Here is a 15,510-nt window from a genome sequence, read left to right as displayed (position 1 = left end):
GCGGACTTAAAACTCTTCCCACTCGCCTTCGGCCGGCGCCGCGGCCTTGCCGCTGTTGCGCATCACGGGCAGGCGCAGGGCGGGGGTGGAGGCCTTGCGGGCTGGCGCGGCAGGGGCTGTCGCCGCCGGCGCGCTGCGCTGTGCGGTTTTCACGCTGAAACGGTCGGTGGCCGCCGCATTGGCGTCGAGGCGGAAGACGCTGACCACTTGCGCCAGTTCGCTCGCCTGTTCCTGCATCGCTTCGGCCGCTGCCGACGCTTCTTCCACCAGGGCCGCATTCTGCTGGGTCACTTGATCCATTTCGGAAATGGCCTGGTTGACTTGCTCGATGCCCGCGCTCTGTTCTTCGCTGGCGTTGCTGATCTCGCTCATGATGGAGGTGACGAAGCCGATGCTTTGCACGATTTCTTCCATCGTCTTGCCGGCCTTGTCGACCAGGTCCGTGCCCACGTCGACTTTTTGCACGGAGTCGTCGATCAAGCCCTTGATCTCTTTCGCCGCCGCTGCCGAACGCTGTGCCAGGTTGCGCACTTCCGTGGCGACCACGGCAAAGCCGCGGCCCTGTTCGCCGGCGCGTGCCGCTTCCACGGCCGCGTTCAGGGCCAGGATGTTGGTCTGGAAGGCGATGCCGTCGATGACGGAAATGATGTCGACGATTTTCTTCGACGAGGTATTGATCTCGCCCATGGTGGCGACCACTTCGGCCACCACGGCGCCGCCGCGGCTGGCGATGCCGGCTGCGTCGCCGGCCAGTTTATTCGCCTGGCGCGCATTGTCGGCATTCTGTTTCACGGTCGACGTCAGTTCTTCCATCGACGAGGCCGTTTCTTCCAGCGAGCTGGCTTGCTGTTCCGTGCGGGACGACAGGTCCTGGTTGCCGGCGGCGATTTCCGCGGACGCCGTGGCGATGGTGTCGGTGCCGCTGCGTACTTGTCCCACGATGCCGACGAGGCTGTCGTTCATGGTTTTCAGGGCGTGCATCAGCTGGCCCGTTTCATCGCGGCCTTGCGCCGTGATGACGCTGCTCAGGTCGCCCGCTGCCACGGTTTCCGCCACTTTCACGGCGGCGCGGATGGGGCCGGTGATCGAACGCGTGATCCACCAGGCGAAACCGATGCCCATCAGCACAGCCAGCACGCCCATGGTGATCAGGAAAACGCGGGTGCCGCTGTAGGCTTCGATGATGCTGTTGCCGACGCCGTCGGCGGCCTTGATCTGCATGCCGGCAAAGCGTTTCACTTCGGCCAGATAAGCCACGGTGATCGGTGCGACTTCCTTGTCGAACACGATCTTGGCGCCTGCCATGTCGCCGTCGGCCTTCATCTTGAAGGCGCGCGCGCGCGTCGTCACGTAGTCGGTGCGCACCTTGCGCACGACCTTGAATTGCTCGATCACGGCCGGGTTGAGCAGGGACGCGATGATGTCGTCCTGCAGCTTGCTGGAACGCTCCGCATCGACTTTCAAGTCTTCCTCGATCTTGGCGCGCACGACGGGATCAGTGATTTCAAACGAGGCGACGCCGCGTACGCTGTTGAGTTCAATGATCTTCGACCATTCGGCCACCATGCGCTGGTTCTTGATGCTGGTATTGATGAGGCGGTAAGTCAGGTCGCTGGCCGTTTGCATGCGCACGAGGGCGGTGACGGTCAAGGCGGCAAGCAACAACAATACGACAGCAAAGCCGACGCCAAGGCGGCTGCCGATGTTCAGGTTTTTCATGTAATTCCTAACAGTTTAATAGTCATGATCGCCGCCGCCAGCAGGGGCGGACAGGCGCCGCAAGGCGCAGGGGATCGGGGTCTTCGGGTGCCGCGTGATGGCTGTGCGGCGCGCCACGCTGAGCGTGGCGATGGAGGTAAAGCAAGGGGCATGTCGGTCAGGCTGACCGTTGCCCAGCAAGCCGCAAGTATAGCATTGACGCAGAGAAATAGTTTTTCAAAGCAATTTTAATTGTTTTTTGATATTGATTTCCTGTTGTGTTTTTACATCAAGTACCTAGTCCATAAGTACTATCACTTACAGAAGTGCTTACTTTGCGCCGCATTGGCTGATAAAATACTAATGATAATCATTCGTATTAAAACATCGACCAGGGAATTGTATGCAGCAACAGCGCAAGCCAGGATGTAAACCGATCACCATCGCCGTACTGGGCGCCTTGACCTTCGGCGCCATGCCATTGGCAAGCTGGGCACAGGAAAGTTTGCCCGCCGTCACCGTGACGGCGTCGAAGGACAAGGAGGGCTATGTCGCCGCCACCTCGGCCAGCGGCACCAAGACGGAAATGGCCTTGCGCGACGTGCCGCAGACGATCAACGTGGTGCCGGCCGCCGTCATCCGCGACCAGAACGCCATGTCGATCCAGGACATCATGAAGAACATCCCCGGCGTGGGCCTGTCCACGGGCGACGGCCAGCGCGACCAGGTGTTCATCCGCGGCTTCACGGCCATCGGCGACCAGTTCGTCGACGGCTTCCGCGATGACGCCCTGTATTTCCGCGACCTGTCGAACGTGGAGCGCCTGGAAGTGATCAAGGGACCGGCCGCCGTCTTGTACGGCCGCGGTTCCTCGGGTGGCCTGGTCAACCGCATCACGAAGAAGCCAGGTATCGATATCACGGACCTGGCCTTGAGCCTGACGAATACGGCCGGGCGCCGTGGCGAAGTCGACGTGGGCCGCGTGGGCGAGACGGTGGACTGGCGTTTCACGGGCGCGCGCGAGTTGTCGGACAGCTACCGCGACCAGCAATTCATCAACCGCACGGCGCTGTCGCCTTCCGTGGCCATCCGTCTGTCCAGCGCCACCAAACTGTTGCTGCAGGGCGAGTATCTGGAAGACCGCCGCCTGACGGACTTCGGCATCCCGTCCTACCACGGCCGTCCCGTCGCTGTCGACGCGCGCACCTATTTTGGCGCCGCCAATGCGCGCGATGCGGACTTCAGCCAGTCGCGCGTGGTCTCCACGGCAGCCACCCTGACGCACAAGTTCAGCGACAGCTTGTCGCTGCGTAATGCCTTTCGCTATTACGATTACCACCTGGACCGCAACAACACGAATATTTCCGGCAACGTCAACGAAGTCAAGGGCACGATGAACCTGGGCCACGCCAAGCTGAACCGCGACGAGAGCGGCTGGTTCAACCAGACGGAACTGACGCAAAAGCTGGTCACGGGCACCTTGCGCCATGAAGTGCTGTACGGCGCCGAATTCGGCAAGCAAAACAAGGATGCGTCGAGCTGGGCCTCGACCGCGGTGGCGTCGAACGTATCGATCTTCCATCCCGTCCTGCCGCAGGTCAGCCGCAGCAAGCTGGGCGCGCGCGGCGATACCTTCGGTACCTATGACACGGCCGCCGCCTACGTGCAGGATGCCATCAGCTTCAGCGACGAGTGGAAGGCGCTGGCCGGCTTGCGCTACGACCGCTACAAGCAGCAGTCGCGCCTGGCCAATGCGCTTGGCGTGACGACGGCGGATTTGTCGCGCACGGATTCGGCCTACAGCCCCCGCGCGGGCCTCGTCTGGCAACCGAGCGCCGTGCAATCGTACTACGCGTCGTGGAGCCGCTCCTTCCAGCCGAGCGGCGAAAACTTCGCCCTGGCCGCCAACAATGCCGACCTGGCGCCGGAAACCACGCGCAACACGGAAGTGGGCGCCAAGTACGACCTGTGGGGCGGCCGCGCCAACGCCACCGTGTCGCTGTTCCGCCTGGAGCGGGACAATATCAAGAGCAGCGAACCGATCACGAACCGCATCGTGCCCATCGGCACGCAGCGCACGGATGGCCTGGAACTGACCTTCAATGCGGACTTGCACGATGGCTGGAAAATGATGGCCGGCTACGCTTGGCTGGACGCCACCATCACGGACTCCATCGCCAAGGACACGAGCGTGAATGCAGCTGGCTCCGTTGACGTCAAAGGCAAGCGCGCCACCCTGACGGCACGCAACATGGCCAATTTGTGGCTGACGAAAGACCTGGGCCACGGCTTCACCGTGGGCGGCGGCGCGAATGCCGTCGGCAGCCGTTTCGCCAATGCCGGCAACACGGTGGTCTTGCCCGGCTACGTGACGGCCGACGCCATGGCCGCGTACCGCACGGGCCGCTATGAAGTGCAACTCAACATCAACAATATCGGCGACACGCGCTACATCGTGTCGGGCCACGGTTCCAGCCCGAACCTGAGCTTGCCGGGCGCGCCGCGCAATGTGGCGCTGACCTTGCGCTACAGCCTGTAATTTTTATCGTTTCCTCACAATCCGCTCGCGAGCGGGTTTTTTCATGGACGGGCGCTGCGCCGGGCAGGCTGGTATTGATTAGAGGAACTGTTCGGTACTGATAAAATAATGTTGACTATGTGCAATTTTTTAGGGCGGACTGAGCCTTGACTGGGTTTGAGGGGTAAAATACTGTCATACGGCACAGGCATGGTGCTTATATCTTAGTGATATGACACGACCACGACGCCGTATGACTTTTATTTACTCACATCATAGAGGCCTGAATATGGTTCAGATGTCCAGGCGCCAGTTCCTTCGGGTAACTGGCGCGACCATTGCTGGTTCCAGCCTCGCCCTGCTCGGTTTCGCACCGGGCCAGGCGATGGCGGAAGTGCGGCAATACAAGCTGTCTCGCACCACCGAGACACGCAATACCTGTCCCTACTGTTCGGTAGGATGCGGCGTCCTGCTGTATGGACTGGGCGACGGCGCGAAAAATGCCGTCTCCAGCATCATCCACGTGGAAGGCGATGCCGATCACCCGGTGAACCGCGGTACCCTGTGCCCGAAAGGCGCCAGCCTGGTCGACTTCATCCACAGCCCGAACCGCCTGAAAGTGCCCGAGTACCGCGCACCGGGCGGCACGGAATGGCAGCCGATCTCCTGGGATGTGGCGCTCGACAAGATCGCGCGCCTGATGAAGGATGACCGCGACGCCAACCTGATCGAAAAGAATGCCGACGGCAAGACCGTCAACCGCTGGCTCTCCACCGGCATGCTTGCCGCGTCCGCCGGCAGCAACGAGGTCGGGTATCTGACCCACAAGACAGTGCGCAGCATGGGGATGCTGACCTTTGATAATCAGGCGCGTGTATGACACGGACCGACGGTGGCAGGTCTTGCCCCGACGTTTGGCCGTGGCGCGATGACGAATCATTGGGTCGATATCAAGAATGCCGACGTGATCCTGGTCATGGGCGGCAATGCAGCAGAAGCACATCCTTGCGGATTTAAATGGGTAACGGAAGCGAAGGCGCATAACAAGGCCAAGCTGATCGTTGTCGATCCGCGTTTTACCCGTACCGCATCCGTGGCAGATTACTACTGCGCCACGCGTACCGGCACGGACATCGTCTTCCTCGGCGCGATCATCAATTATCTGCTGACGAACGACAAGATCCAGCATGAGTACGTGCGCAACTACACGGACATGCCCTTCATCGTGCGCGAAGACTATGCGTTCGAGGACGGCCTGTTCTCGGGTTTCGACAAGGAAAAAGGCAAGTACACCGACAAGGCCACCTGGGATTACGAGATCGGTGAAGACGGCTATGCCAAGGTCGACCCGATCCTGGAACACCCGCGCTGCGTCTACCAGATGATGAAGAAGCACTACGCGCGCTACACGACCGAAATGGTCGAACGTACGTGCGGCGTGTCGGCCGACAAGTTCCACAAGGTGGCGGAAGCATTGGCTTCGACCGCCGTGCCGGGACGCGCCGGTACCATCCTGTACGCGCTGGGCTGGACGCACCACTCGACGGGTGCGCAAACCATCCGCACGGGCGCCATGGTGCAGCTGTTGCTGGGCAATATGGGCATCGCGGGCGGCGGCATGAACGCCTTGCGCGGCCACTCGAACATCCAGGGCTTGACCGATCTGGGCCTGATGTCGAACCTGTTGCCAGGTTACATGACCTTGCCGAACGAGGCCGAGCAGGATTTCGATGGCTATATCGCCGCGCGCGCCACCAAGCCGCTGCGGCCGAACCAGCTCAGCTACTGGAGCAATTACCGCAAATTCCACGTCAGCTTCATGAAGACGTGGTGGGGCGACTTTGCCACGGCGGAAAACAACTACGCCTTCGACTACCTGCCAAAGCTCGACAAGCCGTATGACTTGATGCAAGCGATCGAGAACATGCACCAAGGCAAGATGACGGGCTATATCTGCCAGGGCTTCAACGTGCTGGCGTCCGCGCCGAACAAGCAGAAGGTCACGGAAGCGCTGTCGAAGCTGAAGTTCCTCGTCATCATGGATCCGCTGGCCGTGGAAACGGGCGAATTCTGGAAGGCGCACGGGCAGTATCACGAAGTCGATCCGACCAAGATCATGACGGAAGTGTTCCGCTTGCCGACCAGCTGCTTCGCCGAAGAACGCGGTTCGCTCGTGAGTTCCTCGCGTGTGCTGCAGTGGCACTGGCAGGCGGCCGAACCGCCGGGCCAGGCGCGCAGCGACCTCGAGATCATGTCGGGCCTGTTCCTGCGCATGCGCAGCATGTACCAGAAAGAGGGCGGCAAGTTCCCCGATCCTATTCTCAACCTGACGTGGAATTATGCGCAGCCGCATAACCCGCAGCCGGAAGAAATCGCCCGCGAATTCAACGGCAAGGCGCTGGTTGACTTGTACGATCTCAAGGATCCGACCAAGCTGCTGGTGAAAAAGGGCGAGCAGCTGGCCTCGTTTGCGCAATTGCGCGACGATGGCACGACGACCAGCGGTTGCTGGATTTTCGCCGGCAGCTGGACGCAGGCGGGCAACCAGATGGGACGGCGCGACAATAGCGACCCGACCGGTATCGGCCAGACGCTGGGCTGGGCCTGGGCGTGGCCGGCGAACCGCCGCGTGCTGTACAACCGCGCTTCATGCGACTTGAAGGGCAAGCCTTTCGATCCGACCCGCAAGCTCATCGAGTGGAATGGCACGAACTGGAGCGGGGCCGATATTCCCGACTTCAAGGTCGACGAACCGCCGGAAAACGGCATGGGTCCGTTCATCATGCTGGGCGAGGGCGTGGCGCGCTTCTTTGCGCGCGGCGCCATGGCCGAAGGTCCGTTCCCCGAGCATTACGAGCCGTTCGAAAATCCGCTGGGCTACAACCCCATGCATCCGAAAAACCCGCAGGCGACCAGCAATCCGGCCGCGCGCGTGTTCGCCGATGACCGGAAAATGTTCGGCACGCACGAGGAATATCCGCATGTGGCCACCAGCTACCGCCTGACCGAGCATTTCCATTACTGGACCAAGCATGCGCGTCTGAATGCCATCATCCAGCCGCAGCAATTCGTTGAAATCGGCGAAGAGCTGGCCAAGAGCATCGGCGTCGTTGCCGGCGGTGAAGTGCGCGTCAGTTCCAAGCGGGGTCACATCATCGCCAAGGCCGTCGTCACCAAGCGCATCAAGGCGTTGATGATCGAGGGCAAGCAGGTGCACACCGTCGGCCTGCCTCTGCACTGGGGCTTTACGGGCGTGGCCAAGCCGGGGTATCTGATCAATACCCTGACGCCGGGCGTGGGGGATGCGAATTCGCAAACGCCGGAATTCAAGTCCTTCCTCGTGAAGGTGGAAAAAGCATGATGGGAGCTCAATAATGGCACTGCAATCCTTAGATATCCGGCGCCTGTCGGCGACCACGGTGACCCCGCCGCAAGCGCGCAGCCCGGTGACGGGCACCGTGGCCAAGCTGATCGATGTGTCGAAATGCATCGGCTGCAAGGCTTGCCAGACGGCGTGCATGGAATGGAACGACTTGCGGGACGAAGTCGGCGAAAACCATGGCACCTATGACAATCCGACGGACCTGACGCCGCAATCGTGGACGGTGATGCGTTTTGCCGAACACGAAAACAACGATGGCAACCTCGAATGGCTGATCCGCAAGGATGGCTGCATGCACTGCGAGGACCCGGGCTGTCTGAAAGCCTGTCCGGCGCCGGGCGCCATCGTGCAGTACACGAACGGCATCGTGGACTTCCACCAGGAAAACTGCATCGGCTGTGGCTACTGCGTGGCCGGCTGTCCTTTCGACGTGCCCCGCATTTCGAAAAAGGATGACCGCGCCTACAAGTGCACCCTGTGTTCGGACCGCGTCGCCGTGGGCCAGGAACCGGCCTGCGTGAAAACGTGCCCGACGGGCGCCATCGTGTTCGGCACCAAGGAAGACATGAAGGTGCATGCGGAAGAGCGCATCGTCGACCTGAAGTCGCGCGGTTTCGAGAACGCGGGCCTGTACGATCCGCTGGGTGTGGGCGGCACGCACGTGATGTACGTGCTGCACCATGCCGACAAGCCGAAGCTGTATTCGAACTTGCCGGAACGCCCGCGCATCAGCCCGATGGTGGGCTTCTGGAAGGGCTGGTCCAAACCGCTGGCGGTGGCCGGCATGGCTGCCACGGCGCTGGCAGGCTTCTTCCATTACACGCGTGTCGGCCCGAACGAAGTGAGCAAGGATGAAGAGCACGAAGCGCTGGAAGAGGCCAAGCGCATCAAGGAGGAACAGCATGAATCCTAGTGAACATCACGATGGCAAGCTGCGCGACAAGGATGGCAATCCCTTGATCGAACGCTATAACCCCAACGAGCGCACGAATCACTGGGTGACCGCCATCACCTTCGTCATGCTGGCCCTGTCCGGCCTGGCCATGTTCCATCCCTCGATGGCGTGGCTGGCGAACCTGTTTGGCGGCGGACAATGGACGCGCATCCTGCATCCGTTTGCCGGCCTGGTGATGTTCGTCTCGTTTGCGATCCTCGTGGTGCGCTTCTGGCACCACAACAAGTTCGAGGACGGCGACAAGCAGTGGCTGAAACAGATGGACGACGTGCTCAACAACCGCGAAGAAAAGCTTCCGAAGATCGGCAAATACAATGCCGGCCAGAAGATCCTGTTCTTCGTGCTGCTCGCTTGCATGGTGGGCTTGCTGCTGTCGGGCATCGTGATCTGGCGCGCGTATTTCGCGTTCTACTTCCCGATCCCCGTCATCCGCGCGGCCGCCTTGCTGCACGCCGTGTGCGCGTTCGGCATCATCTGCGCCATCATCGTGCACATCTACGCGGCTATTTGGGTCAAGGGCTCGATCGGCGCCATGGTGCGCGGCACCGTCACCTACGGCTGGGCGCGCAAGCATCATCCGAAGTGGTTTGAATCGGTGATCCGTAATACGAGAAAGTAGGCAGTTAGGGTACGTTTTGCCCCAAGTGCAAAAGCTGGGGTCAGACCCGCCGGGGGAATGCGTTCCAATGGAACGCATTCCGATCCCGAAGGGACTGACCTTTTTTCCTTTGCGGCTTGCGCTGCACCATATCGATTAGAATACTTTACAGCCCCCTTTTTTGATGGGAAAACTCCATTGGTACAACGCATTCTTCAGCCAGGCGAAATCGAAGGCCTGGACCACAACGCGATTCCGCGCCTGCTGCTGCCGCAGCCTGAAAGCCTGTTCAAGGCGCGCGCCTTGCGCTTGCGCGAACTGGCGCAAGGCAAGATCAAGGGCATCCCCGTCGACGCGGGCATGCAGGGTTACCTGGTGCTGATGGCCGCGCTGGCCGACGCGCAGGCCGCCGTGGTGGGAAAACTGGCGCCGGGCGCCGTGCCTGCCGCCGACCCCGATGCGCTGCGCCGCGCCATCCAGCACCGCATGCCGGTGCTGCCCGTCAGCGGCGCCCGTCCGCCCGTCTGGCGCGACATTTTCGCCAGCCTGCTCGATGAACTGGCCGCCACGGCGGCAAACCAGCCGGCCCTGTCGGGCGGCCTGACGCAGGTGCTGGCGCAATTGCGCGCGCTCGACGTGCCAGCGCTGGACGCCTGCGCCGATGCCGTGCTCGATGAAAACGGCGACAACCTCAATCCCATGCATGCGCCGTTCGTCGCGGCCGCCCTGCAAATCCTGTGGTCGGTGTCGGCCAGCGAACTGCGCGCCGCGCGCGTGCCGGACCTGGAAACGGGCACCCTGTGTCCCGTCTGCGGTTCGCACCCTGTCGCCAGCGTGATCCGCATCGGCGGCCAGTCGCAGGGCTACCGCTACCTGCATTGCGGCATTTGCGAAAGCGAATGGCATATGGTGCGCGTCAAGTGCTCGACCTGCGAACAGAATGGCAAGATCGCCTACCAGGGCCTGGACGCGGCCGATGCAAAACCGTTCGACCCGGTGACGGCGAAAGACGACAAGCTGCCCAACAAGGCGAACGACCCGAAGAAGGTGGCGCGCGCGGAAACCTGCGACGATTGCCATACGTATCGAAAAGTCTTCAACCAGGAACACGATTACAACGTCGAACCGCTGGCCGACGACCTGGCCAGCCTGATGCTCGACCTGCTGGTGGGCGAAGCGGGCTATCAGCGCGCCAGCGGCAATCCGCTGCTGTGGCTGGGGAAGAATGAAAACAGCGAGGGCCAGCAGTCATGACGACGGGGCAAACCGTGCGCCTGCCGTCGGTAGACCGCATCCTGGGCGACGCGGCTTGCCTGGCCCTGATCGCGCGCTATGGCCGCGTGCAGACCCTGGCCTGCGCGCGCGCCGTGCTGGCTGAACTGCGCACGGCCATGCTGGCCGGTGCAGTGTGCGAGGAGGGCGCATCGATTGCCGCCATCGCCGCGCAAATGGATGAACGGCTGCAGGCGCAAGCGCGCTCGCAGCTGCGCGCCGTCTTCAACCTGACGGGCACCGTGCTGCACACCAACCTGGGCCGCGCGCTGCTGCCCGATACGGCCGTGCAAGCCGTGGTGGAAGCGCTGCAGTGGCCGATGAATCTGGAATTCGACCTCGAGACGGGCAAGCGCGGCGACCGCGACGACCTGGTCGAGGAATTGCTGCGCGAACTGACGGGGGCCGAAGCGGCCACCATCGTCAACAACAATGCGGCCGCCGTGCTGCTGATGTTGAACACCCTGGCGCAGAATAAAGAGGTCGTCGTCTCGCGCGGCGAACTGGTGGAAATCGGCGGCGCCTTCCGCATCCCCGACGTCATGACGCGCGCGGGCGCCGTGCTGCGTGAAGTGGGCAGCACGAATCGCACGCACCTGGCCGATTATGCGAACGGGATCAGCGAGCATACCAGCCTGCTGATGAAGGTCCATTGCAGCAATTACGCGATCACCGGTTTCACGAAAAGCGTGGAGCTCGACGAACTGGTGCCGCTGGCAGCAAAACATGCCATTCCCACAGCGGTGGACCTGGGTAGCGGCACCCTGGTTGACCTGGCGCAATATGGTCTGCCGCATGAAACGACGGTGCGCGAAACCATCGAAGCGGGCGCCGACCTGGTGACCTTCAGCGGCGACAAATTGCTGGGCGGCCCGCAGTGCGGCGTCATCGTCGGGCGGGCCGATCTGATCGCGAAGATCAAGCGCAACCCGCTGAAACGCGCACTGCGGGTCGGCAAGCTGACCCTGGCCGCCTTGGCGCCGGTGCTGCAGCTGTACCGCGCGCCGGATTTGCTGGCCGAACGGTTGACCACCTTGCGCCTGTTGACGCGTCCCGCCGCCGCCATGCGCGCGCAGGCGCAAACCGTGCTGCCGCTGCTGCAAGGCGTACTTGGTGCCGCCTATGTAGTCACCGCCGAAGCGATGAAAAGCCAGATCGGCAGCGGCGCCTTGCCCGTCGACCAGCTGCCCAGCTTTGGCCTGGCCATCCGCAGCGCGCCCGGCTCGCGTCTGAGCAATCCCCTGGGCGTGCTGGAACAGCGCTTGCGCGCCTTGCCGTGCCCCGTGATCGGGCGCATCGGGCAAGATACTTTATGGCTCGATCTGCGCTGCCTGGAAGCGGCGCACGAGACGGCCTTCATCGCGCAGCTCGCCGAGTTGACGGCATGATCGTCGGCACCGCGGGCCATATTGACCATGGCAAGACGACCCTCACGCGTGCATTGACGGGCGTGCACACGGACCGCCTGAAGGAAGAGCAGGCGCGCGGCATTTCGATAGAACTCGGCTACGCCTACCTGCCGCTGGCGGATGGCACGGTACTGGGCGTGATCGACGTGCCCGGTCACGAAAAATTCATCCGCACCATGGCTTCCGGCGTGACGGGCATCGATTTCGCCTTGCTCGTGGTGGCGGCCGACGATGGCATCATGCCGCAGACGCACGAGCACCTGGCCATCTTGCGGCTGCTGGGCGTGGCGCGCGGCGCCGTGGCGCTGACCAAGATCGACCGCGCCGATGGCGCCCGCGTGGCGCAGGTGGAGGCGGACATCGAAGCGCTGCTGGCCGGCACGCCGCTGGCGGGCAGCCCGATCTTTCCCACGGCCGCCAATCGCGACGACGATGCCGGCGTGGCCGCCTTGCTGGCGCACCTGACGCAGGTGGCGCGCAGCCTGCCGCAGCGCGACGAGCGGCGCCTGTTCCGCCTCGGCGTGGACCGCGTGTTCACCTTGTCGGGGCAGGGCACCATCGTCACCGGCACGGCGCTGGCGGGATGCGTACAGGTGGGCGACATGCTGCAGCTGGCGCCCGGCGATGCACAGGCGCGCGTGCGCAGCATCCATGCGCAGAACCGCGCAGCCGGGACGGGCATGGCGGGCCAGAGATTGGCGCTGAACCTGGCCGGCATCGACCGCGAGCGCATCGAGCGGGGCAACTGGATCGTCGCGCCCGCGCTGGCGCAGTGCTCCGAACGCCTCGACGTGGAACTGACCCTGCTGCCCGACGCGGGCGTGCAGCTGAAAGCCTGGTCGCCGCTGCACGTGCACCTGGGCGCGGCGCACCAGCTGGCGCGCGCCGTCATGCTCGATGGCGAAACCCTGTCGCCGGGGCAGACGGGCAGAGTACAGCTGGTGTTCGACGCACCCATGCACGGCGTGCCGGGCGACCGCTTCGTCGTGCGCAATGCGCAAGCGACGCAAACGGTGGGCGGCGGCATGGTGCTCGATCCGTTCGGCCCCGCGCGCAAGCGCCGCAGTCCGGCCAGGCTGGCGTGGCTCGATGCGCTGGCCGCGTTCATCGCGCAGGGCGACTATGCGGCCCTGATGGCGCAAAGTCCGCTGGGCTTGCGCGAATCGCTGCTGGTGCGCCTGTCCCTGCTGCCGGCGGACTCCCTGGCGCTGCCGTCCGACACGCGGCGCATCGCCCTGCGCGGCGGTGACGCCCTGTTGCTGGCACCGGCGGCGCTGCTGGCGCTGGAAGCGCGCGTGCTGGCAGCATTGGACGTCTTCCACGCGCGCGCGCCCGACGAGGCGGGGCCGGAACTGTGGCGTTTGAAACGCATCGTCGACGCCGAGATGGAAGACGCCTTGTGGAGCCAGCTGGTCGAAGGCTTGCTGGCACGTGGCGAGATCCTCGCGCGCGGCGCCAGCCTGCACTTGCCGACGCACAGCGTGGAACTGACGCCGCAGGAGCAGGCGGTGGCCGAACCCTTGCTGGCCGCGTTGGAGCAGGGGCGCTTCGATCCACCGTGGACGCGCGACCTGGCGCGCGGCTTCGGCCTGGCCGAGGACGAGACGCGCAAGCTGTTACGCAAACTTGCCAAGGCAGGGCAGATCAGCCAGGTCGTGCACGACCTGTTCTACCATCCGTCGGCCTTGGCCGAGCTGGCGCAACTGGTGCGCGCACTGGCCGAAAAAGCGGAGCTGGACGAGGGCCTGGCGCCCGGTTCCGGCGCCGTGGGTGCGGCCACCTTCCGCGACGCCAGCGGCCTGGGCCGCAAGCGGGCGATCCAGGTCTTGGAATTCTTTGACCGCGTCGGTTATACTCGCCGTGTTGGCAATGGGCATCTATTACGCCCGCAAGCGCTGTGGTCCTATACGGCAGCCTTGCCCAATAGCTAAGTACTTAGGCTCAGGCACCGCGGAAAGCACACTCATCCGGTGATGTGGCCGGGCTTCAAACCCGGTGGAGGGCGTCAGACGTTCTCCCGTAGGTTCGACTCCTACTGTTTTCCGCCAGTTACTTTCCTCCCCATCCCCTTCCGCATGGCGTTCTCCCGGCGTTGGCTTGTTGCCACGCTGCGGAAAATAAGTGGTTTAATTGGCAATATGCGGCGATGCCAGGGTGAGCCGATGGTAACATCGGCTTCAATCCCCTGTAGCAGATGAAAGCAAGCATGAAACAAGCAAGCATGGCGTGGCTGCTGGCAGTGGCGCTGCTGATGCCGGCGCTGGCCGCGGCGGCGGACGTGCGCATCGTCGGCGAGCATTTGCCGCCGTCGAGCATGATGGAAGGCAATGTCGTCGTGGGACGGGAAACGCTCAAGGTGCGCGACATCATGGCGCGCGCCGGTCTTTCCTACCGCATCGAGCTGCTGCCGTGGAAGCGCGCGTACGCGCAGGCGCTGCGCGAGCCTGATACCTGCATCTTTTCCACCAGCCGCACGCAGGAGCGCGAAGCGCAGTTTCGCTGGATCGGCCCCCTCAACGAAGCGGAATGGATACTGTATGGTCTGGCCGAGCGGCACCTGGCGCTGCGCACGCTCGATGATGCGCGCGGCCTGGCGATCGGCACGGTGCTCGGCGACGCGCGCGACGATTACCTGCGCCAGCGCGGCCTGAGCGTGGCACCCGTGACGCAGGAGTGGCTCAATCCACAAAAGCTGCTGCTCGGACGCATCGACCTGTGGGCCGTGGGCATGGCGGTGGGCAGCAAGCCGTTTGCCGGCAAGGAGTGGGAGGGCAAGGTGGTGCCGCTGCTGACTTTTAATCGCGTGCAGACTTACCTCGCCTGCAACAAGCAATTGCCCGAGGCGCAGGTGGCGGCCATGCAGCGCGCCGCTGCCGCCATGCGCCGCGACGGCAGCATGGCGCGCGAGCATATTCGCTGAGTCAGTGCGCGGATTCAGCTCTCCAGCCACTGGCGCACGCAGTTGCGCCCTTCGCGCTTGGCCTGGTACAGGGCCTGGTCCGCGTGGCTGTAGGCCGTTTCGAAGGCTGTGCCGGCGCGGTTCCAGCTCAAGCCCACGCTGACGGTGATGGGGCGCGTGATGGGCGCGGCATGGCGCTGGCGGCCGACGCTCTCGCAGATGCGCTGCGCCACTTGCGCCGCGTCGTCGCGCGAGGAAGTGGGCCAGACGACGGAAAACTCTTCGCCGCCGACCCGGCCGATGGCCGTTTCCTGTCCCAATAGTCCTTTCAGGCAGTCCACCACGGCCTGGATCACGCCGTCGCCGGCCGGGTGGCCGAAGTCGTCGTTGACCTGCTTGAACAGGTCGATATCGAGCACGATCAGCGCCATGTCGCCCTGCGCCAGGCAGCGCGAGGCATGGTCGATCACGGCGCCGCGGTTCAGGGCGCCCGTCAGAGGGTCGTGCGTGGCGCGGTATTCGAGCTGGCCGGCCAGGGTTTGCAACTGGCGGTTCAGCAGATGCATGTCGCGCTCGGCGCGGTCGCTGCGGCCGATCAGGCGCCGCGTCTCGCGCATCAGCCGTTCGTAGTGAGTGATCAATTCACCGAGCACGCGGCGCTGCGCTTCGCCGCTGGCGTGACTGTCGGCGTGCATGCGGCGCGCGGCAGCCAGCGCCGCCGCTTCCACGGTGAACAGGTCGGGCTCCAGTCCGGCTTCGGAGATGGCGGCGCGCATGCC

The 15,510-nt window shown here is 63.6% G+C and carries 10 protein-coding genes and 1 tRNA gene; 9 read left to right on the top strand and 2 right to left on the bottom strand.

All coding sequences use genetic code 11. The features are described 5' to 3' along the window. Positions 1-6: 6 nt before the first annotated feature. Positions 7-1,719, bottom strand: a complete 1,713-nt coding sequence (locus KO539_RS01210; protein WP_035820218.1) for a methyl-accepting chemotaxis protein — start codon at positions 1,717-1,719, stop codon at positions 7-9. 382 nt (positions 1,720-2,101) lie between these two features. On the opposite strand from KO539_RS01210, the gene KO539_RS01205 reads away from it, so the two are divergent. The 9 genes from KO539_RS01205 (at position 2,102) to KO539_RS01165 (ending at position 14,752) form a co-directional block, all read left to right on the top strand. Continuing rightward, positions 2,102-4,237: a TonB-dependent siderophore receptor gene (locus KO539_RS01205; protein ID WP_219306978.1), complete on the top strand. Its 2,136-nt coding sequence runs from the start codon at positions 2,102-2,104 to the stop codon at positions 4,235-4,237. 268 nt (positions 4,238-4,505) lie between these two features. After that, a complete protein-coding gene (gene fdnG / locus KO539_RS01200; protein WP_219306977.1) occupies positions 4,506-7,577 on the top strand; it encodes a formate dehydrogenase-N subunit alpha in 3,072 nt (1,023 codons plus the stop codon). Between the two features lie 13 nt (positions 7,578-7,590). Beyond that, entirely contained in the window at positions 7,591-8,511 is a 921-nt protein-coding gene (fdxH, locus tag KO539_RS01195; protein WP_099380701.1) for a formate dehydrogenase subunit beta, read from the top strand. Further along, complete coding sequence (locus tag KO539_RS01190; RefSeq protein ID WP_219306976.1) at positions 8,501-9,172, top strand: formate dehydrogenase subunit gamma; 672 nt, start codon at positions 8,501-8,503, stop codon at positions 9,170-9,172. The genes fdxH and KO539_RS01190 overlap by 11 nt, the downstream gene beginning before the upstream one ends. Before the next feature lie 177 nt (positions 9,173-9,349). After that, positions 9,350-10,405 (top strand): formate dehydrogenase accessory protein FdhE, encoded by a 1,056-nt coding sequence (gene fdhE, locus KO539_RS01185; RefSeq protein ID WP_219306975.1) that lies wholly within the window; start codon positions 9,350-9,352, stop codon positions 10,403-10,405. Next, positions 10,402-11,811 carry an L-seryl-tRNA(Sec) selenium transferase gene (gene selA / locus KO539_RS01180; protein ID WP_219306974.1) on the top strand — a complete coding sequence of 470 codons (1,410 nt, stop codon included), beginning with the start codon at positions 10,402-10,404 and terminating at the stop codon, positions 11,809-11,811. Before fdhE ends, selA begins: the two co-directional genes overlap by 4 nt. Continuing rightward, the gene (gene selB / locus KO539_RS01175) at positions 11,808-13,763 is read left to right on the top strand and encodes a selenocysteine-specific translation elongation factor (protein WP_219306973.1); all 1,956 of its coding nucleotides are present in this window, start codon (positions 11,808-11,810) and stop codon (positions 13,761-13,763) included. The genes selA and selB overlap by 4 nt, the downstream gene beginning before the upstream one ends. Before the next feature lie 21 nt (positions 13,764-13,784). Further along, positions 13,785-13,880, top strand: a tRNA-Sec gene (locus KO539_RS01170). A gap of 158 nt (positions 13,881-14,038) precedes the next feature. After that, the gene (locus KO539_RS01165; protein WP_257626076.1) at positions 14,039-14,752 is read left to right on the top strand and encodes an ABC transporter substrate-binding protein; all 714 of its coding nucleotides are present in this window, start codon (positions 14,039-14,041) and stop codon (positions 14,750-14,752) included. Between the two features lie 14 nt (positions 14,753-14,766). Here KO539_RS01165 and KO539_RS01160 read toward each other — a convergent pair whose 3' ends face one another. Further along, entirely contained in the window at positions 14,767-15,507 is a 741-nt protein-coding gene (locus tag KO539_RS01160; protein ID WP_099380706.1) for a GGDEF domain-containing protein, read from the bottom strand. Positions 15,508-15,510 lie beyond the last annotated feature (3 nt).

This window comes from Janthinobacterium sp. NKUCC06_STL, assembly GCF_019345455.1.
GTDB lineage: Bacteria > Pseudomonadota > Gammaproteobacteria > Burkholderiales > Burkholderiaceae_D > Janthinobacterium > Janthinobacterium rivuli.
This window is presented reverse-complemented; position numbering and strand designations above follow the sequence as displayed.